Origin of the sequence: Streptomyces sp. cg40, from assembly GCF_050320165.1 — a bacterium.
Lineage (GTDB): Bacteria > Actinomycetota > Actinomycetes > Streptomycetales > Streptomycetaceae > Streptomyces > Streptomyces hokutonensis.
The window spans coordinates 9373681-9393513 of sequence record NZ_CP190128.1; the positions used below are offsets into that span (position 1 = coordinate 9373681).

Consider the following 19833-nt stretch of genomic DNA (forward strand, 5'->3'; position numbering starts at 1 on the left):
CTGATGACCGCACCGACCAAGTACGTGTACGAGTTCGCCGAAGGCAGCCGCGACATGGCCGCCCTGCTGGGCGGGAAAGGAGCCGGCCTGGCCGAGATGACCCGGCTCGGGCTGCCCGTGCCGCCCGGATTCACCGTCACCACCGAGGCCTGCAAGGCCTACCTGAAGACGGGCGAGGAGCCGCCCGAGCTGGCCGTCGAGGCAGCCCTCGCGCTGGCCGGACTGGAACGGGCCATGGGCCGCACCCTCGGCGCCCCCGACGATCCGCTGCTGGTGTCCGTCCGCTCGGGCGCCCGCTTCTCCATGCCCGGCATGATGGACACCATCCTCGACATCGGCCTCAACGACCGGTCCGTCATCGGACTCGCCGAGGCCTCCGGCCAGGAGCGGTTCGCCTGGGACTCCTACCGGCGGCTCATCCAGATGTTCGGCCACACCGTGATGGGCGTGGACGGCGATCTGTTCGAGCAGGCCATCGCCGCGCACAAGGCACGGCGCGAGGTGAGGGGCGACCACGACCTCGACACCGCCGAACTCGCCCTGATCACAGAGGAGTTCAAGGCGATCATCCGCAAGGAGACCGGTGAGGAGTTCCCGCAGGACCCGGCCGAGCAGCTGGCCCGCGCCATCCGCGCGGTCTTCGACTCCTGGAACGGCGAACGCGCCCGCGTCTACCGCCACCGCGAACACATCTCCGAGGACCTCGGCACCGCCGTCAACGTCCAGGCGATGGTCTTCGGCAACCTCCATTCCGCCGTGACCTTCGAAAGCAGCGGTACCGGCGTCACCTTCACCCGCGACCCCGCCACCGGCGAACGCGGCATGTACGGCGACTACCTGCCCGACGCCCAGGGCGAGGACGTCGTCGCCGGAGTCCGTGACGCCCTGCCCCTGATCGAGCTGAAGCGGCTCAACCCGCGCGCCTACCACCAGCTCGCCGATCACCTCCACACCCTGGAGCACCACTACCGCGACCTGTGCGACGTCGAGTTCACCGTCGAGCGCGGCAAGCTGTGGATCCTCCAGACCCGCGTCGGCAAGCGCACCGCCGAGGCCGCCTTCCGTATCGCCCACGACCTGCGCGAGGAGGGCACGATCGGCGCGGACGAGGCCCTGGTCCGTGTCGACGGCACCGAACTGACCCGCCTGATGTTCCCCCGCTTCGACACCACCCCGGCCGACGTTCCCCTCGCCCACGGTGTTCCCGCCTCCCCGGGCGCGGCCGTCGGCGTCGTGGTCTTCGACTCCGCCGAGGCGGTACGACGCGCCGCGGCCGGCGAGGCCACGGTCCTGGTCCGCCGGGAGACCACCCCCGACGACCTCCCCGGCATGATCGCCGCCCAGGCCGTGCTGACCAGCCGAGGCGGCAAGACCAGCCACGCGGCCGTCGTCGCGCGCGGCATGGGCAAGGTCTGCGTCTGCGGCGCCGAATCCCTCACGGTCGACCCGACGGCCCGTCAGTTCACCACGGAATCGGGTGTGTTGGTGCGCGAGGGCGACACCGTGTCCGTCGACGGCACCGCGGGCACCGTCCACCTCGGCGCACTCCCGCTGACCGCGTCCGACGTCGGCCGCGCACTGGAGACAGGCACCGCGAGCGACCCGCTCACCGAGGCGGTCCTCGGCGCCCTCACCCACGCCGATTCCGTACGACGCCTCGAAGTGCGGGCCAACGCCGACACCCCCGAGGACGCCGTACGCGCCCGCAGCCTGGGCGCGCAGGGCATCGGCCTCTGCCGTACCGAGCACATGTTCCTCGGCGAACGCAGGGCGCTGGTCGAGGCGATGATCCTGGCCCGGGACGACAACGCCCGCCGAGACGCCCTGGGCGCCCTGCTGCCCCTCCAGCGCGAGGACTTCACCGGCATCCTCACGGCGATGGACGGACTGCCGGTGACCATCCGGCTCATCGACCCGCCCCTGCACGAATTCCTGCCGGACCGCACGGAGTTGGCCGTACGCCTGGCCCGCGCCGAGCACCCGGACCCGCACGACCGCGAACTGCTCGCCGCCGTCGAGCGCATGCACGAGCAGAACCCGATGCTCGGCCTGCGCGGCGTCCGGCTCGGCCTGGCCGTACCCGGCCTGATGGCCATGCAGGTGCGGGCGATCGCCGAAGCGGCGGTCGCGCGACTGCGGGCCGGCGGCCGGCCGCGCGCCGAGATCATGATCCCGCTCGTCGGAACGGTCGAGGAACTGCGACTGGCCCGCACCGAGGCGGAATCGGTCCTCGCGGAGGTCGAGCAGGAGACCGGCACGACCCTCGACTGCCCGATCGGCACGATGATCGAACTGCCGCGCGCCGCGCTCACCGCCGCCCGGATCGCCGAGTCCGCCGACTTCTTCTCCTTCGGCACCAACGACCTGACCCAGACCACCTGGGGCCTGTCCCGCGACGACGCCGAGGCCTCCTTCTTCCCGCTCTACGTGGAGAAGGGCGTCTTCACCGTGTCGCCGTTCGACACGATCGACCAGGAGGGCGTGGGCCGACTGGTGGAACTGGCCGTCGAGGCCGGCCGCGGCGTCAACTCCCGCCTGGAGACCGGCGTTTGCGGCGAACACGGCGGTGACCCGGAGTCCATCCACTTCTTCCACCGGGTGGGCCTGGACTACGTCTCCTGCTCGCCGTTCCGTGTTCCGGCGGCCCGGCTGGAGGCGGGGCGGGCGGCGCTCATGGACATCATCGGAGGCAGCGACAGCAGGTGAGCGGAGCCGAGCGAACGGCTCGGGCGCGGGTCGCCTCCACGGGACCCGCGCCCGAGCCGTCGGGACACGCTCAGAACAGTGCCGGAACGACCGCCTCGATCAGATGCGGCCCGGGCTCGGCGAAGGCCTCGCGCAACCGGTCCGTGAATTCCTCGGCGGTGGTCGCGCGCGACGCCGGTACGCCCATGCCCCGGGCGAGGGCGACGAAGTCGAGGCCGGGCCGGGTCAGATCGAGCAGGTCGCGGTGGGCGGGGCCGTCCGTGCGTGTACCGAGGCGCTGGGACTCCATGCCGAGGATCGCGTACGAGCCGTTGGCGAAGACCACGGTGGTGATGTCGAGCCCCTCGCGAGCATGCGTCCACAACGCCGAGACGGTGTACATGGCGCTTCCGTCGGCCTCCACGCACAGCACCGGCCGGTCCGGGCCGGCGATCGCCGCGCCGGCGGCGAGCGGCAGGCCCTGGCCGATGGCCCCGCCGGTGAGGGTGAGCCAGTCGTGGCGCGGTGCCCCCGCCGTGGCCCCGGGGAGCCAGAGGCCGGAGGTGTTGGCCTCGTCCACCACGATCGCTCCCTCGGGCAGCAGCGCCCCGACGGCCATGGCGGCGGACTCGGCGGTCAGCGCGCCGGTCGGTGCGGGCGGCCGGGCGGCGGGCTGAGGCACCGCCGATACGTCCGCCGCGACGGCGTCCGCCAAGCTGCCCAAGGCGGCGGAGATGTCGTCGGCCGCCGTGGCGAGTGTGTGGACCCGGCAGCCGTCCGGCACCAACAGACTGGGCAGACCCGGGTGGGCGAAGAACGACACCGGGGCGCGGGCGCCCACCAGCACCAGGTGCCGTACGCCGTCGAGTTGGGCCATCGCGCCCTCGGCGAGGTAGCCGAGACGCTCCACCGCCGGCAGGCCCGCGCCGCGTTCCAGGCGGGCCGGGAACGTCTCGCACAGGAGCCGGGCACCGGTGGCGGCGGCGATCCGGCCGGCCGCGCCCAGCGCCGGTTCGCGGGTGGCTGTGCCGCCGAGGAGCAGGGCGGCGGATGCGCCGGTGCGCAGGGCCGCGGCCACGGTGGCGACGGTCCGTTCCGGTACGGCGGCGGGTGGCGGAGGCGCGATCGGCGGCGCGGGTCGGGCACCGTCCGACCAGGACACGTCGGCGGGCAGCAGAAGAGTGGCCACCTGTCCCGGAGCGCCCGTGGCGGCGGCCACCGCCTCGGCCACGTCACCACCGACCGCGGCGGGGCCGGCGCAGCGGCGGACCCAGCAGGAGACGGTACGGGCCAGCGCGTCGACGTCCGACTCCAGCGGCGCGTCGTACTTCTTGTGGAAGGTCGCGTGGTCGCCGACCAGGTTCACCACCGGGGTGGCGGCGCGGCGGGCGTTGTGGAGGTTGGCCAGGCCGTTGCCGAGCCCCGGGCCGAGATGCAGCAGGGTGGCGGCGGGGCGGCCGGTCATCCGGCCGTAGCCGTCGGCCGCTCCGGTGGCCACACCTTCGAACAGGCACGGGACGGCACGGAGGGTGGGCTCGTCGTCCAGGGCGGCGACGAAGTGCAGTTCGGAGGTGCCGGGGTTGGCGAAGCACACCTCGACACCGGAGTCCCGGAGGGTGCGCGCGACGGCATGGGCACCGTTCACGGTGATTCCGCCCTTCACATGGATGAGGTCAGTCGAAGAGGACACCGGGGTTGAGGATCCCGTCGGGGTCGAAGGCGTGCTTGATCCGGCGCATCAGTTGCACCTTGGCGGGGTCCTCCAGCTCCAGGAAGTACCGCTTCTTCGCCGTACCGATGCCGTGCTCGCCGGAGATCGCCCCGCCGAGGTCCGTGCCCGCCCGGAACAGCCGTCGAAGGACCTTGTCCCGCCGCCGCTCGTCCGGCTGGAAGACCGCGAGGTGCACGTTGCCGTCCCCCGCGTGCCCGCAGCCGGTGATGATCGACCCGCTGTCCCCGGCGATGACGTCCGCCGCGGCGAACAGCCGGGGCAGGGAGGCGCGGGGTACCACGATGTCCACGATCTCGTCGGCGCCGGCCGCCTTGGAGGCCCAGAACGCCCGCTCCCGGGCCTCGATCAGGCGGCGCGCCGCTGGTGCGGGCAGCACGTAGACGTCTGCCGCGCCCAGTTCGAGCAACTGCCCGCCGAGCGACTCCACATCGGCCTCGACCCGATCGGCCGACTGCCCTTCGAGGACCACGACCAGATAGGCGAGGGCCGTGTCGCGGACCTGTTGCGGGATGCCGAGCCCGAGATCCTGCTGGGCGGTCATCGCCGCCATCGTGAGCATGTCGACGTACTCCAGGGCCAGCGGATCCAGGCCCCGGGCCAGCAGGCACGGTACGGCGCGTGCGATCTCCTCGGCCGTCGCGAAGGGCGCCAGCACCGTCGCGCCGTGCCCGGCGCGGGGCTTCAGGCGCAGGACCGCCTCGGTGACGAGAGCGAGGGTGCCCTCGGACCCGACGAGCAACTGCGTCAGGTCGTAGCCCGTGCTCGTCTTGACGTACTTCCCGCCGCTGCGCACGATCTCGCCGGAGGCCAGGACCGCCTCGACACCGAGGACATGGTGGCGGGTGACGCCGTACCGGACGGCGTGCATGCCACCGGCGTTGGTGGCGATGGTGCCGCCGACCGACGCGCTCGGCTCACCCGGGCGTACCGGGTAGCACAGCCCGAACTCGGCCGCGTGGTCGTCGAGTTCGGCCAGGGTGACACCGGGCTGGACCACCGCCGCATGATTGTCGGCGTCGATCTCCACCACGCGGTTCATCCGCTCGAACGACACGACGATCCCGTCCGCGCCGGGCACGCAGGCCCCGCACAGCCCGGTGCCGGAACCCCGTGCCGTCACGGGGACCCGCTGCATGGCGGCGACCGCCAGGATCTCTGACACCTCGGCGGTCGCCGCGGGACGCACCACGTACCTCGGCGGCCGTGCCGCGACGGCCAGCGACTCGTCGTGCCCGTACTCCTCCGGAACGCGGTCCTCCATGAGCAGGTTCTCCGGCCCCACCACCTTCGCCAGGAGCGATCCGGTGTCGGTCATGATCCCGTTCCCTTCGTCGAGTCTCCTGTCCCGCACGCCCGAACCCGAGGTCGGGTGACGCGCTCGCCATGATGCGGGTGGGCGGCAGGCGAAGGAACGGTCCAACTGGCCCTGAAACAAGTCCAGTTGGCACCGTCTGCTCCCCGGAGAGGCAGGGCCGGGGTCGGGCCGCAGCCGTAAAGGACTGCTTGACGCGGTCTGCTTGTAAAGGCATCCTTTACGTGTGGTCGATTCCCCGCGGACTCTCGCCGCGCTGAGCGCTCTGCTGTCGGAGCAGGCTTCGGGTCTGGCCGAGGCAGTGGGCAGTCCGCTGTCGTCGCCGGCATATCTGGACCTGGTGCGCGGTGCCCGGGACGTCGACAGGCTGGCGGAACAGGTACTCAAGCTGTGCGTGCAGCAGTGCCGCGACGCCGGGCACACCTGGCAGGAGATCGGGGATCTGCTCGGTGTCACGCGCCAGGCCGCCTTCCAGAGGTTCGGCAAGCCCATTGATCCCCGCACGGGAGAGCCCATGGACAAGACAGTGCGTATGTCCGACGCCGCGGAGCGGGCGGTCGCGATCGTCACGGCCGTTCTCGAAGGGCGTATGGACGAGGCCCGGCAGTCCTTCGACGCGCGGGTGCTGGAGGCCTTCACGGATGAGGTCCGGGGTGACGGCCTGGCGGCGGTCGCCGGTCTCGTGGGGGAGTTCGAGGGATTCGGCGAGGGAGAGCCGTTCGTCCGCCGGATCGGCGACCACACGGTCGTCGACATCCCGCTGCGGTACGAGGCCGGCGACATGAAGGCGAGGGTGGCGTTCGACACGGACGAGAAGGTCGCCGGGATCTTCGTCCTGGCCCCCGAAACGCCATGACACGCGCGCTGGGAGACTTTCCCGTGTTCGCCGGGTCCCTCGGCTCGCCGCCGCCCTCGCCGTGGGTCGCGATCGTGCCGCTCGTCGCGGTCCTCCCCGCCGTCCTGTGCATGGTCGACATATCGCGCCACCCGCGCACGCAGCGGTTCCCGCCTCAGGTCTGGCTCGCCGTCTGCGCGTTCGGAAACGTCTTCGGCCTCCTCGCCTACCTCAGGTTCGGACGCAGCGAGGACCGGTGACGCACGAGGGCCTCGGCCGGCGGTGGGAACCGCGCGGGCCGAGGCCACCACCCGCTTCTTCAGGCCAGCGCCGCCCGGAGCACGTCGAAGGCCGTCGTCGGATCGGCCAGGGCGTGATAAATGCCGGGTATCTCGCGCTCGTCGAGGCCGAGCAGGCCGTAGACGGCGTGCATGGCACCGCGCACGGAGTACTCGACGGTGAAGACCACGTCCTCGGGGATCTCCGTGAACTGGCCCAGGAAGGCGAAGTCGGCGGAACCGCGCGGGATGACCAGGGGCCGGTCGTGCACGGTGCGCGGGGCGAACTGGCTGGTGATGTACGGCATCATCACCGGGATCACGGCCGTGCTCGCGCGCCGACCGCCGGACCGGTCGCCGAAGCCGCTGTTCCATTCCCCGAACCGTCCTCCGCGGCCGATCACTGGGCCGACCGGGCCGCGCCGGTTGGGACCAACGGTCCCGAGGGGGGGATATTCGGCCACTGATCACTGGCGCCGGGTCCGACAAGGATTGTGCGTGGATCGACCGGTCCGCCACGACCCGCACAGGGAGCACAACCATGCCCAGGACCAAACGAAGTGACGGCTCGTCACTTCCCAAGGCCGCTCTCGGCCTCTCCGGCGCGACCGCGCTCGTGGTCGGCACCATCATCGGAACCGGAGTGTTCGCACTCCCCTCGGCCCTCGCACCGTACGGCCCGATCTCACTCGTGGCGTTCGGGATCGTCACCCTCGGCGCACTCGCGCTGGCGGTGACCTTCGGCGCCCTGTCGAAGCGCGTCCCGGCGAGCGGCGGACCCTACGTCTACGCCCGTGAGGCCTTCGGCGAGTTCGCCGGATTCCTGAACGCCTGGTCGTACTGGATCACCGCCTGGGCGGGCAACGCCGCGATCGTGGTGGCCTGGGTCGGCTATGTCGAGGTGTTCGTCAACACCGGTCACAAGACGGCGATCTCGATCCTCATCGCGCTGATCGGGCTCTGGATACCCGCCGCGATCAACCTCACCGGCGTACGGAACATGGGCGCCGTCCAGGTGTTCACCACCGTGCTGAAGTTCGTCCCGCTGCTCTTCATGGCCACCATCGGGCTGCTGTTCGTCGACCCGCACAACTTCGGCTCGTTCAACGCCAGCGGCCAGTCGGCCATGGGCGCCATCTCGGCCGCCGCACCCATCGCGCTGTTCAGCTACATCGGCCTGGAAGCCGCCTCGGTGGTCGCCGGCCGCGTCCGCGAACCGGGACGCAACGTGCCGCGCGCCACGATCTACGGCACCCTCGCCTGCGCCGTCATCTACATCCTCGGTACCCTCGCCGTCTTCGGCACCGTCTCGCACGGCGAACTCGGCGCCTCCACCGCCCCGTTCACCGACGCCGCCAACAACATCCTCGGCGGCACCTGGGCCGGCGACACCGTCGCCGTCGCAGCCATCGTCTCCGGTATCGGCGCCCTCAACGGCTGGACCATGCTCTGCGCCGAGATGCCGTACGCCGCCGCCCGCGACGGACTCTTCCCCGGCGCCTTCGCCAAGCTGCGCGGCGAGAGCGGCGTCCCGGTCTTCGGCATCATCGCCTCGACCGTCCTGGCCTCGCTGATCACCGTGTTCAGCTACACACGCTTCGAGGACGTCTTCACGAAGATCGTGCTGCTGAGCGTGCTGACGGCCGTGATCCCGTACCTGTTCTCCGCCGCCGCCCAGCTGTACTGGCTGGTGGTCCGCGGACGCGAGAGCATCGCCGGCCGACGGCTGGCCCGTGACGTCACCGTCTCGGTCCTGGCGATGGCCTTCTCGTACTGGGCGATCCAGGGCAGCGGCTACCAGACCGTCTACTACGGCCTGTTCGTCCTGCTCCTCGGCCTGCCGGTCTACATCTGGCTGAAGCGCGGCCAAGGGGTCTACGGCGAGGAGCCGACCCGCGAGCCCGTCGCCGAGGGCCGGGCCCCCGAGACCGCCACACCGCCGGTCAAGCGGATCTCCCGCGGACTGCCCACCACCCGCACCGGCGGCCTCCGCAGGAACCTCCTCCGCCACCGCGACTGACCGCGCTCCCCGCACCGGCCCCGCACCGTACGACCACAGGAGCAGCCCCGCCATGAACACCACCACCTTCCACGTCGACTCCGAGGTCGGCCGCCTCCGCCAGGTGATCCTGCACCGCCCCGGCCTCGAACTCTCCCGGCTGACCCCGCGCAACGTCGACGCCCTGCTCTTCGACGACATCCTGTGGGCCAAGCGCGCCCGCGAGGAGCACGACGCCTTCGCGCAGGTCCTGCGCGACCACGGGGCCCGCGTGCACTACTTCGCCGACCTGCTGGCCCAGACCCTCGACACTCCCGAAGCCCGGGACTGGCTGCTGGAGCGGGTCTTCACGCCGGCCACCGTCGGTCCCGCACTCATGGACCCCTTGCGGGAGTTGTGCGTCGACCTCGACGGAGAGACGCTCGCCGCCCACCTCATCGGCGGGATCCTCAAGAGCGACCTGCCGCTCGCCACCCCGCACAGCCTGGTCTGGAACGCGCTCGACGCCGAGGACTTCGCGCTGACCCCGCTGCCCAACCACCTCTTCCCGCGCGACAACTCCTGCTGGCTGTACGACCGCCTGTCGGTCAACCCGATGGCCAGGACCGCCCGGCGCCGTGAAAGCCTGCACGCCGAGGCCATCTACCGCTTCCACCCGATGTTCGCCGGCACCGTCACCCCGCCACTCCTGGACGGCGAGGTCGGCACCCTGGAGGGCGGCGACGTCCACGTCCTGGGCAACGGCGCCGTCATGGTCGGCATGGGGGAGCGCACCACCGCGCAGGCCGTGGAGAACCTGGCGGCCCGGCTCTTCGCCACCGGCACGGCGAACCGTCTGATCGCCGTCCAACTCCCCGCCGCCCGCGCCTACATGCACCTCGACACCGTGCTCACCATGGTCGACCGCGACGCCTTCACCGTCTACCCGGGCCTCGCGGACTCCCTGCGCTCGTGGACGCTGCGCCCCAGCGACACCCGCGAGACCGGCTTCGACGTCACCCCGAACTCCGACCTCGCCGGCGCCCTGGCCGAGGCCCTGGACCTGGACAAGGTCCGGATGCTGTCCGCGCCGCAGGACATCCGCGGCGCCGAACGCGAACAGTGGGACGACGGCAGCAACTTCCTCGCCGTAGAACCCGGCGTGGTCGTCGGCTACGAGCGCAACGTCACCACCAACACCTACCTCCGCAAGCAGGGCATCGAGATCGTCACCATCGCCGGCGCCGAACTCGGCCGCGGCCGGGGCGGACCGCGCTGCATGAGCTGCCCCGTCGAACGCGACCCGGCCGCCTGACGGCCCGACCCGGCAGAGGGACCGCCCGACCGCCCGATCCAGCAAGGGGACCACCACCATGACCGTCGACCTGCGAGGCCGCTCCTACCTGAGCGAACTCGACTTCACCGCCCCGGAGATCCACCACCTCCTCGACCTCGCCGCCCACCTCAAGGCAGCCAAGCGCGACGGCACCGAGCAACCCCGGCTGACCGGCCGCAACCTCGCGCTGATCTTCGAGAAGACCTCCACCCGCACCCGCTGCGCCTTCGAGGTCGCCGCCGCCGACCAAGGCGCCCGCACCACCTACCTCGGCCCCGGCGACACCCACATCGGCGCCAAGGAGTCCGTCGCCGACACCGCCCGCGTGCTGGGCCGCATGTTCGACGCCATCGAGTACCGCGGCTTTGACCAGGCCCTGGTCACCGAACTCGCCACCCACTCCGGTGTCCCCGTCTACAACGGCCTGACCGACACCGCGCATCCCACCCAGAGCCTGTGCGACGTCCTGACCATGGACGAGCACAGCTCCAAGCCCCTGCCCGACATCGCCTACTGCTACCTCGGCGACGCCCGCAACAACATGGGCAACTCGCTGCTGTCCATGGGCGCCCTGCTCGGCATGGACGTACGCATCGCCGCGCCCAGCGCGTTGTGGCCGACGGCCGAACTGGTCGCCACCTGCCGGGAGTTGGGCGAGAAGAGCGGAGCCCGGATCACCCTCACCGAGGACGTCGACACCGCCGTGCACGGGGCCGACTTCCTGCACACCGACGTGTGGGTCTCCATGGGCGAACCGGCCGACTCCTGGCGCAAGCGGATCGAACTGCTCCTCCCGTACCAGGTGAACGAGAAGACGCTGGCCGCCACCGGCAACCCGGACGTCAAGTTCATGCACTGCCTGCCGGCGCTGCACGACCGCCGCACCCACCTCGGCCAGGACCTCTTCGACACCTACGGCCTCGACGGCCTGGAGGTCACCGCCGACGTGTTCTCGTCTCCCGCGTCGATCGTCTTCGACCAGGCGGAGAACCGCCTGCACACCATCAAGGCCGTACTCGTCGCCACCCTGGAGGACTGAGCCATGCGCATCGTCATCGCCCTCGGCGGCAACGCCCTGCTGCACCGCGGCGAGCGCCCCGACGCGGCCGTCCAGGAGGCCAACATCGACCGCGTGACCACCGCGATCGCGGCCCTCGCCCACGACCACGAGATCGTCATCACGCACGGCAACGGTCCCCAGATCGGCCTGCTCGCCGTGGAGAGCGCCGCCGACCCCGCCCTCAGCGCCCCCTACCCGCTCGATCTGCTCGGCGCCCAGACCCAGGGCATGATCGGCTCCCTGCTCGCCCGCACCCTGCACGACGCCCTGCCCGGACAGCGGATCGCCGCGCTGGTGACCCACACCATCGTCCGGGCCGACGACCCGGCATTCGAGCACCCCACCAAGTTCGTCGGCCAGGTGTACCCGTACGACGTCGCGTCCGCACTGGCCCGCAGACGCGGCTGGCGCATCGCCGCCGACACGACCGGCTGGCGCCGCGTCGTCCCCTCCCCGGCGCCCGAACGGATCCTGGAGACCGACACCATCCACGACCTGCTGGGCAGCGGCACGCTCGTCATCTGCGCGGGCGGCGGAGGCATCCCCGTCACCTCGGACAACGACACCGGCGCGCTCACCGGTGCGGAGGCCGTCGTGGACAAGGACCTGACAGCGGCCCTGCTCGCCGAGGACCTGAAGGCCGACTTCCTGCTCATCCTCACCGACGTGCCCTGCGTCTACTCCGGCTACGGCACCCCCGACCAGCAGCCCGTCCTCGGCGCCACCCCCGCCCAGTTGCGCGGCGGCGGCTTCCCGGACGGCTCCATGGGACCCAAGACCGAGGCCGCCGCCCGGTTCGTCGAGCACACCGGGGGACTGGCCGCGATCGGTGCCCTGGACGCGGCCTACGAGATCGTGCACGGCCGGTCGGGCACCCTCGTCCGCCCCGACCTGCCCGTCGTATGAGCGCGTCCCGGCGGGGGAGGGCCGTTCGGCCCCACCAGAGGGTCGAACGGCCGAGGTCAGGGCCCTGACCGGCCCTCCCGTCAGGGGAGGAGCCGCACGAGTATCGGTAGTGAGGCATTCCAGTGCGAAGCGAGGGAGAGAACCGGCGATGACAACGACAGTGGCAGCCGGAACACGGGCGTCCGAGGCCTGGCGCGGCTTCGCCGGCACCTCCTGGCGCGAGCGCGTCGACGTCCGCGACTTCATCCAGGCCAACTACACGCCGTACGAAGGCGACGCAGGCTTCCTGACCGGCGCGACCGACCGTACGCGCGCCGTCTGGGAGAAGGTCAGCGCACTGTTCCCGGAGGAGCGCAGCCGGGGCATCCTCGACGTCGACACCCGCACCCCCTCCACGATCACCTCGCACGCCCCCGGATACATCGACCGCGAACGGGAGCTGATCGTCGGCCTCCAGACCGACGCCCCGCTGAAGCGCGCGATCATGCCCAACGGCGGCCTGCGCATGGTCGAGAACGGCCTCAGGGCGTACGGCTACGAGGCCGACCCCTTCGTCACGAGCGTCTTCGGCACCTACCGCAAGACCCACAACGACGGTGTCTTCGACGCCTACACCCCCGAAATGCGCGCCGCCCGCAAGGCAGGCATCATCACCGGACTGCCCGACGCCTACGGTCGCGGCCGGATCATCGGCGACTACCGCCGCGTCGCGCTCTACGGCACGGACCGGCTGATCGAGGCCAAGCGCGTCGAGCGGGCCAAGCTCGACGCCTGCGCGTCCGTCGCCGACATCATCCGGGACCGGGAAGAACTCGTCGAGCAGATCAGGGCGTTGGGCGAACTGACCCGGATGGCCGCCACGTACGGCTGCGACGTCTCCCGCCCCGCCGCCACCGCCCACGAGGCCGTCCAGTGGCTCTACCTCGGCTACCTCGCCGCCGTGAAGGAGCAGAACGGCGCCGCGATGTCGCTCGGCCGCACCTCCACCTTCCTCGACGTCTACCTCCAACGGGACCTGGAGGAAGGGGTCCTGGACGAGCCCCGCGCTCAGGAACTGATCGACGACTTCGTGATCAAGCTGCGGATCGTACGGTTCCTGCGCACCCCCGAGTACGACGCCCTCTTCTCCGGCGACCCGACCTGGGTGACGGAGTCCATCGGCGGCATGGGCACGGACGGCCGCCCCCTGGTCACCCGCACCTCCTTCCGCTTCCTCCAGACCCTCTACAACCTCGGCCCGGCGCCCGAACCGAACCTGACCGTCCTGTGGTCGCCGCAACTCCCCTTCGCCTTCAAGGAGTTCTGCGCCCAGGTCTCGATCGACACCAGCGCCGTCCAGTACGAGTCCGACGAGCTGATGCGCCCGCGCACCGGCGACGACACCGCGATCGCCTGCTGCGTCTCCGCGATGGAGGTCGGCAGGCAGATGCAGTTCTTCGGCGCCCGCGTCAACCTCGCCAAGGCGCTGCTCTACGCCGTCAACGGCGGCCGGGACGAGATGACCGGCGACCAGGTCGCGACCCCGACGACCCCGCTGACCGGCGAGTACCTCGACTACGACGAGCTGTCGGCGGCGTACGACCACGTCCTGGACTGGCTGGCCCGGACCTACGTCAACGCGCTCAACGTCATCCACTACATGCACGACAAGTACGCCTACGAGCGCATCGAGATGGCGCTGCACGACTACCCCGTGCACCGCTTCATGGCCTGCGGCATCGCCGGCCTGTCCGTCGCCGCCGACAGCCTGTCCGCCGTCAAGTACGCCCGGGTGAAGGTGTTCCGGGACGCCACCGGCCTGGCCGTCGACTTCCGTACCGAGGGCGACTTCCCGGCCTACGGCAACAACGACGACCGCGCCGACAGCATCGCCGTAGAACTGGTGGAGTCCTTCATGGCGAAGGTGCGTCAGTACCCCACCTACCGGGACGCCGAGCACACCCAGTCGGTCCTCACCATCACCTCGAACGTCGTCTACGGCAAGCACACCGGCAACACCCCCGACGGCCGCCTCGCCGGACAGCCCTTCGCCCCCGGCGCCAACCCGATGAACGGCCGCGACCGGCACGGAGTCGCCGCCTCCGCGCTGTCGGTGGCGAAACTGCCGTACGAACAGGCCCGTGACGGGATCTCGTTGACGACGACGATCACGCCCGAGGGACTGGGGCACGCGCCCGGCGAGCGTGCCGGGCACCTGGTGGGCATCCTCGACGCCTACATGGCCGCGGGCGGCTTCCACATGAACGTCAACGTGCTGGACCGGGCGACGCTGGAGGACGCGATGGAACACCCGGAGAACTACCCGGACTTGACGATCCGGGTGTCCGGCTACGCCGTCAACTTCGTCCGCCTGACCCGCGAGCAGCAGCTCGACGTGATCAGCCGCACCTTCCACGGATCGCTGTGAGTGCCATGCGCACCGCGACCACCGGCCGGATCCACTCCTGGGACCTGTCCACCGGCGTGGACGGCCCCGGGACCCGGTTCGTCCTCTTCGTCTCCGGCTGCCCGCTGCGCTGCCTGTACTGCGCCAACCCCGACACCTGGCACATGCGCGACGGCCAGGAGATGAGCGTCGACGCGGTCATGGGGGAGATCGGGAAGTTCCGCGACTTCGTGAGCACGGCCGGCGGCGGGGTCACCGTCACCGGCGGCGAACCACTGCTCCAGTCGGCGTTCACCGCGGAAGTCCTGCGCCGCTGCAAGGAGGCCGGCCTGCACACCGCGCTCGACACCTCCGGCTTCCTCGGCGTCCGCGCCACCGACGAACTCCTCGCCGACACCGATCTGGTGCTCCTCGACATCAAGTCCTTCGACGTCAACACCTACCGGAAGCTGACCGGCGGAGAACTGGCGCCCACCCTGAACTTCGCCACCCGCCTCGACCGGCTCGGCGTGCCGATGTGGATCAGGTACGTCCTGGTCCCCGGCTGGACCGACGACCTGGCGTCCGTGGACGCCCTGGCCCGCTTCGTGTCGGGTCTCGGCGCGGTCGAGCGGGTCGATGTCCTGCCGTTCCACAAGCTGGGCGCCTCGAAGTACGACGCTCTCGGCGTTCCCTTCCCGTTGCGGGACAACCCGGTGCCTGCCCCGGCTCTGATCGAGAGCGTCCGCGCGTGCTTCAGGGAGTACGGAGTTCAGGCCTATTGATCACGTCGTGCGTTCGTCGATCAGCCCTCACACTGGTCGAGAGGCGAGGAATGTGCACGGGCCCGGCGGCCCAAGGTGTCCGGGCCGGTCGGGCCCGGTGGCTGAGCGTTGCTAATTTTTACTCCATGTTTTCAGCCCCATCGAGCGGCAGCCCGCTCATTTGGTTAGTCTGGGGCGGACGGACAGCACCAAGGGGTCCCACCCACACCCATGGTCCGTCCCGGGGCAAGCCGTTCACAACGGCCTGCTCTCACACGAGTAACCGGCGCCACCGCGTCCGAACTGCCTTTAACCCACACCCGAGCGGGCCTCAGGTACCGGACCGGAGAACGGCCGGTATGCCCCGAGGGTGACCCGACACATAAGGAGTGCGCGGTGACACCGGAGAAGACGAATCGCGAGCAACGCCCCAAGGAACCGACGGAGCGTGCGGGCCACCGGTCCGACGAGCTCGGCAGCCTGGCCGTGTGGGCACGGTCCGCCCCCATCCGTCTCGCGGGCTACGAGGACGACCTCGCCGAGCCCCACATCCTGCCCAGCGTGGACTGACCCCCCACGGGACCCATCGCGATCGCCGACGGCATGGGCGTGCGAAAATCGCGCCCATGCTGATCAGAGAAGCCGCGGCCGACGACTGGTCGCGGATCTGGCCTTTCTGGCACCGGATCGTCGCCGCCGGCGACACCTACACCTGGGCCCGGGACACCTCCGAAGAGGCGGCCCGGGCCCTGTGGACGTCCCCGCCCAAGCGCGTGTACGTCGCCGAGGACGAGAGCGGGACGATCGTCGGCTCGGCCTTCGTCACCCCCAACTACGGCGGCCCCGCCGACCGCATCGCCAACGCCGGCTTCATGGTCGACCCCGACCACGGCGGCCGGGGCATCGGCCGGGCCCTCGCCGAACACATCCTCACCGCCGCCCGCGAGCAGGGCTTCCGCGGCATGGTCTTCAACGCGGTCGTCGAGACCAACCCCGCCGTCAAGCTCTGGCGCTCCCTCGGCTTCACGATCCTGGGCACGGTGCCGGACGCCTTCGACCACCCCCGGGACGGCCGCGTGGGCCTGCACATCATGCACCGCGCCCTCTGACCAGGGCCTTCAGCCAAGCGGCGCGGTCCGCACCCACGGGCGCAGCCTCTCCAACTGGTCCGCCAGCTCCAGCAGCGCCGCCTCCGACCCCGGCCGCCCCACCAGCTGTACGGCACAGGGCGCGCCCGAGGGGAGCGTGCCGAACGGGACCGACATCGCGGGCCAGCCGGTGAGGTTCCACGGGGGAGTCATCGGCGAGTAGTTGGTGTTGGCCAGCACGTTCCGCAGCCAGCCCCGCTGGTGCCACGGCCCGGCCTTGGGGGAGCGGCGGGCCAGCGCCGCCGTCAGCAGGATGTCGTACTCGGCGAAGAACGGCGTCAGCCGCTCCCGCAGCTGCTCCCGGCTCCTCCCGGTACGGACGCTCTTCACGAACCGCCGCCCGATCGCCGCGTGCACCCGGGTCCGCCGCGCCAGCCTCCGCGGGTCGAGCCCCGCCGCGTCCACGGAGGTGCCCGCCGTCCAGTGCGCCAGCGAGGTGGTGCTCAGCGACAGCGGATACGGCGGATCGGCGCGGTGCAGCGAGTGTCCCGCCTCGGCCAGCAGCCCGGCCGCCTCCCGTACGGCGGTCGTATACGGCTTGCCGACGGCGACCCCGGCGAGCGGGCTGCGCACGGATACGGCCACCTTGCGGGCAACGGGTTCGTCGGGTCGCACGACCTCTGTGTCCGCGATGACCGAAAACAGCAGCCGGGCGTCCTCGACGGTCGTCGCGAGGGGGCCGTTTTCGGACATTCCGAACCAGTCGCCGTCGCCGATGCCGGCCGGGACGACCCCGAAGCCCGGCTTGATGGTGACCAGACCGCAGTTGGCCGCGGGGATGCGCAGGGAGCCCATGCCGTCGTTGCCGAGCGCGATCGGCACCATGCCCGCCGCGACCGCCGCCGCGCTGCCGCCCGAGGAACCCCCTGCGGTGCGGGTGGTGTCCCACGGGTTGCGGGCGGTGCCGTGGACGCCCTCGGTGGTGCCGAAGACGCAGAGCTCGGGCACGTTCGTCAGCCCCACGACCACCGCGCCCGCCGCGCGCAGCCGGGCCACGGTGGCATGGTCGTGGTCGGCGGGGGTGTCCGGGGTCGCGGCGGAGCCGACACGGGTGGACTCGCCGGTCACGGCGAGGTTGTCCTTCACGGCCACCGGCACGCCCGCGAGCGGCAGTTCGGTCAGGTCGGCCCGTGCGCCCACCGCGTCGGCCTCCGCGAGCGCGGCCTCGGCCCGCACCACCCGGAACGCGCCGATCCGCCCGTCCAGCCGCTCGATCCGGGCGAGATGCTCGGCCACCACCTCACGGGGCGTGGCCCGCTTCTCGCGTACGGCGGCGGAGATCTCGGCGGCGGTACGGCCGATCCAGCTGGTCACGGGCGCGCTCCTTCACTCTACTGGCGAGTACGTAGGGAGAACTGTGCCTCGGCAGGCGCGTCGCGTCGAGGGGTGACCGGCCTTGGACATTCGCTCCCGTCTTGTTGGACTTTTCACGAGCCGACGCCGGGCATGTGTCGGCTGACCTGCTGGTCATCCGACCAATGGCTCAACTTGACTACTCCCGCCGCCCGTTGACAGCCCCTGAGCGCAGTCCAATCATCAGTCGTCCGATCAATCGCGACCGGTGGAGTGTCATGGCTGAGCGAGGGAAGAGACGGTTCCGGCTGGTCGTATTCGCAGCGGTGTGCGCGCTGCTCGCGGCACCCGCAGCGCCGGCGGTCGCGGCCCAGCAGGAGCGGGCGGCACCTCCGGTGACCGTGCCCGCACTCTCCAACTGGACTCCGCAGAACGGGAGTTACGACTTCGGGCCCGGGACCCGGCTGGTGGCCGGCAGTGCGAGCGAACGCAGGGTCGCCGACACCCTCGCCGGCGACCTGAAGGCGGCGGGCCACGGAACAGTGCCCGTCGTGCGAGGCGGCACCACCCGTCCCGGCGACATCGTGATCGAAGTCCGGCCGACCCAGGGCTCGTTGGGCACCGAGGGCTATGAACTCCAGGCCGGGAAGCGGCTGTCGGTCACCGGCGCGACCGAGACCGGCGCCTTCTACGGCACCCGGACCCTCCTCCAACTCCTCGCCCAGGGGAACCACGTCCCGGCCGGCCGCACGGTCGACGTACCCCGGTACAAGGAGCGCGGAGTCGGTGTCTGCGCCTGCTACATCCACATCTCCCTGCCCTGGCTGGAGAACCTGGTGCGCGAGATGGCGTACCACAAGCTCAACCAGCTGCTCCTGGAAATCAAGGTGAAGAGCGACGCGCACCCCGAGGCGAACACCTGGGGCTACTACACCAAGGACGAGCTGCGCGGCCTCGTCGCCCTCGGTGACAGGTACCACGTCGAGATCATCCCGGAGATCAACTCCCCGGGCCACATGGACCCGTGGATAGAGAACCGCCCCGACCTCCAGCTCACCGACAGCGACGGCAACAAGCAGCCCGCCCGGCTCGACGTCACCCAGCAGGCGGCGTTCGACTACTACACGAGCCTGATGGACGAGTACGCGCAGGTCTTCACCGCACCGTCCTGGCACATGGGCGCCGACGAGTACATGCTCGGCTCCGACTACTCCAAGTACCCGCAGATGCTGCGCTACGCCCAGGAGAAGTACGGCGCGAACGCCACCCCGCAGGACGCCTACATCGACTTCATCAACCGAGTGCAGGCCTACGCCGCGAGCAAGGGCAAGCGGCTGCGCATCTGGAACGACGGCCTCACCGGCGCCAACACCGTGCCGGTGGCGGCGGGCACGACGGTCGAGCACTGGCTGAACGTCCAGGAGAAACCGAGCCAACTCATCGCCCAGGGCTACCCGTTGATGAACGCGGCCTACTCCCTCTACCTGGTGCGCGGCGGCTTCCACAGCGACACCGAGTCGCTCTACGACCAGAGCTGGGATCCTCGCAGCTTCGAAGGCGAAAAGCTCACCTCCAGCACCGGCATCACCGGGGCGAAGATCAGCCTCTGGCCAGACAACGGACGCGGTGAGACCGAGAACGAGGTCACCGCCGACACCGAGCCCGCGCTGCGCCACCTCGCCCAGGCGACTTGGGGCGACCCGCACCCCGACGCCACCTACGCCCAATTCGCCGCGCGGGGCACGGCAGTTGGTCACGCCCCCGGATGGCGGGACTTGACCCGGGTACCGGTCGCGGACGGGACGTACACCTTCCGGACGGAGGGTGCCTCCCTCGACGCCATTGTGCAGCGCACGCCGGACGGCTACGCGACGGTGCGGACCGCCGCCGGCTGCCTGGAGATACGGGGAGGCAAACTCACCCTCAACGTGCCACTCCAGCCGGGAGTCGCGGCCACCTCGCAGCCCTGTGACACCGCGAACACCATGCAGCGCTGGGAGTTGGAGCCTGTGCCGGGCGGCTACCGGCTCGTGAACGCCATCACGCAGATGGCGCTGAGCGTCGCCGACGACGGCCGGCTCGTCCAGTACCCGCCGGATCAACACCAACCCGCCGTCTGGCACTTGACCGCCCACTGACCA

16 protein-coding genes are annotated in these 19833 nt (G+C 70.9%); 12 read left to right on the plus strand and 4 right to left on the minus strand.

Annotation, left to right across the window (positions count from 1 at the left end):
- Window positions 1-3 precede the first annotated feature (3 nt).
- Window positions 4-2706: a pyruvate, phosphate dikinase gene (ppdK, locus tag ACQHII_RS42310; protein ID WP_427924225.1), complete on the plus strand. Its 2703-nt coding sequence runs from the start codon at window positions 4-6 to the stop codon at window positions 2704-2706.
- Between the two features lie 70 nt (window positions 2707-2776).
- Here ppdK and ACQHII_RS42315 read toward each other — a convergent pair whose 3' ends face one another.
- Together ACQHII_RS42315 and ACQHII_RS42320 are read right to left on the minus strand one after the other, a co-directional pair.
- Window positions 2777-4375 (minus strand): acetolactate synthase large subunit, encoded by a 1599-nt coding sequence (locus tag ACQHII_RS42315; protein WP_427924226.1) that lies wholly within the window; start codon window positions 4373-4375, stop codon window positions 2777-2779.
- Window positions 4359-5732 (minus strand): FAD-binding oxidoreductase, encoded by a 1374-nt coding sequence (locus ACQHII_RS42320; RefSeq protein WP_427924227.1) that lies wholly within the window; start codon window positions 5730-5732, stop codon window positions 4359-4361. Before ACQHII_RS42320 ends, ACQHII_RS42315 begins: the two co-directional genes overlap by 17 nt.
- 223 nt (window positions 5733-5955) lie before the next feature.
- Between ACQHII_RS42320 and ACQHII_RS42325 the strand changes: the two genes are divergently transcribed.
- The gene (locus ACQHII_RS42325; RefSeq protein WP_427924228.1) at window positions 5956-6585 is read left to right on the plus strand and encodes a DUF3887 domain-containing protein; all 630 of its coding nucleotides are present in this window, start codon (window positions 5956-5958) and stop codon (window positions 6583-6585) included.
- Window positions 6586-6608: 23 nt separating this feature from the next.
- Window positions 6609-6824 (plus strand): PLDc N-terminal domain-containing protein, encoded by a 216-nt coding sequence (locus tag ACQHII_RS42330; RefSeq protein WP_427924229.1) that lies wholly within the window; start codon window positions 6609-6611, stop codon window positions 6822-6824.
- A 59-nt stretch (window positions 6825-6883) separates the two neighbouring features.
- Here the strand turns inward: ACQHII_RS42330 and ACQHII_RS42335 are convergent, their stop codons facing one another.
- Window positions 6884-7246 (minus strand): oleate hydratase, encoded by a 363-nt coding sequence (locus ACQHII_RS42335; protein WP_427924230.1) that lies wholly within the window; start codon window positions 7244-7246, stop codon window positions 6884-6886.
- 212 nt (window positions 7247-7458) lie between these two features.
- Between ACQHII_RS42335 and ACQHII_RS42340 the strand changes: the two genes are divergently transcribed.
- The 8 genes from ACQHII_RS42340 (at window position 7459) to ACQHII_RS42375 (ending at window position 16360) form a co-directional block, all read left to right on the plus strand.
- Complete coding sequence (locus tag ACQHII_RS42340) at window positions 7459-8862, plus strand: amino acid permease (protein WP_427925530.1); 1404 nt, start codon at window positions 7459-7461, stop codon at window positions 8860-8862.
- Between the two features lie 52 nt (window positions 8863-8914).
- Window positions 8915-10135: an arginine deiminase gene (locus ACQHII_RS42345; RefSeq protein WP_427924231.1), complete on the plus strand. Its 1221-nt coding sequence runs from the start codon at window positions 8915-8917 to the stop codon at window positions 10133-10135.
- Between the two features lie 58 nt (window positions 10136-10193).
- A complete protein-coding gene (gene argF / locus ACQHII_RS42350) occupies window positions 10194-11195 on the plus strand; it encodes an ornithine carbamoyltransferase (RefSeq protein WP_427924232.1) in 1002 nt (333 codons plus the stop codon).
- A gap of 3 nt (window positions 11196-11198) precedes the next feature.
- Window positions 11199-12122 carry a carbamate kinase gene (locus ACQHII_RS42355; RefSeq protein WP_427924233.1) on the plus strand — a complete coding sequence of 308 codons (924 nt, stop codon included), beginning with the start codon at window positions 11199-11201 and terminating at the stop codon, window positions 12120-12122.
- A gap of 148 nt (window positions 12123-12270) precedes the next feature.
- Window positions 12271-14529: a formate C-acetyltransferase gene (gene pflB / locus ACQHII_RS42360; RefSeq protein WP_427924234.1), complete on the plus strand. Its 2259-nt coding sequence runs from the start codon at window positions 12271-12273 to the stop codon at window positions 14527-14529.
- Window positions 14530-14534: 5 nt separating this feature from the next.
- Complete coding sequence (gene pflA, locus ACQHII_RS42365; RefSeq protein WP_427924235.1) at window positions 14535-15272, plus strand: pyruvate formate-lyase-activating protein; 738 nt, start codon at window positions 14535-14537, stop codon at window positions 15270-15272.
- A 375-nt stretch (window positions 15273-15647) separates the two neighbouring features.
- On the plus strand, window positions 15648-15821 hold the full coding sequence (locus ACQHII_RS42370) for a hypothetical protein (RefSeq protein ID WP_019068289.1): 174 nt from the start codon (window positions 15648-15650) through the stop codon (window positions 15819-15821).
- A 56-nt stretch (window positions 15822-15877) separates the two neighbouring features.
- The gene (locus ACQHII_RS42375) at window positions 15878-16360 is read left to right on the plus strand and encodes an N-acetyltransferase family protein (RefSeq protein WP_427924236.1); all 483 of its coding nucleotides are present in this window, start codon (window positions 15878-15880) and stop codon (window positions 16358-16360) included.
- 9 nt (window positions 16361-16369) lie between these two features.
- Here the strand turns inward: ACQHII_RS42375 and ACQHII_RS42380 are convergent, their stop codons facing one another.
- Window positions 16370-17713 carry an amidase gene (locus ACQHII_RS42380; protein ID WP_427924237.1) on the minus strand — a complete coding sequence of 448 codons (1344 nt, stop codon included), beginning with the start codon at window positions 17711-17713 and terminating at the stop codon, window positions 16370-16372.
- Between the two features lie 257 nt (window positions 17714-17970).
- Here ACQHII_RS42380 and ACQHII_RS42385 point away from each other — a divergent pair, with 257 nt between their 5' ends.
- Window positions 17971-19830, plus strand: coding sequence for a family 20 glycosylhydrolase (locus ACQHII_RS42385; protein ID WP_427924238.1), 1860 nt, complete (start codon window positions 17971-17973; stop codon window positions 19828-19830).
- Window positions 19831-19833 lie beyond the last annotated feature (3 nt).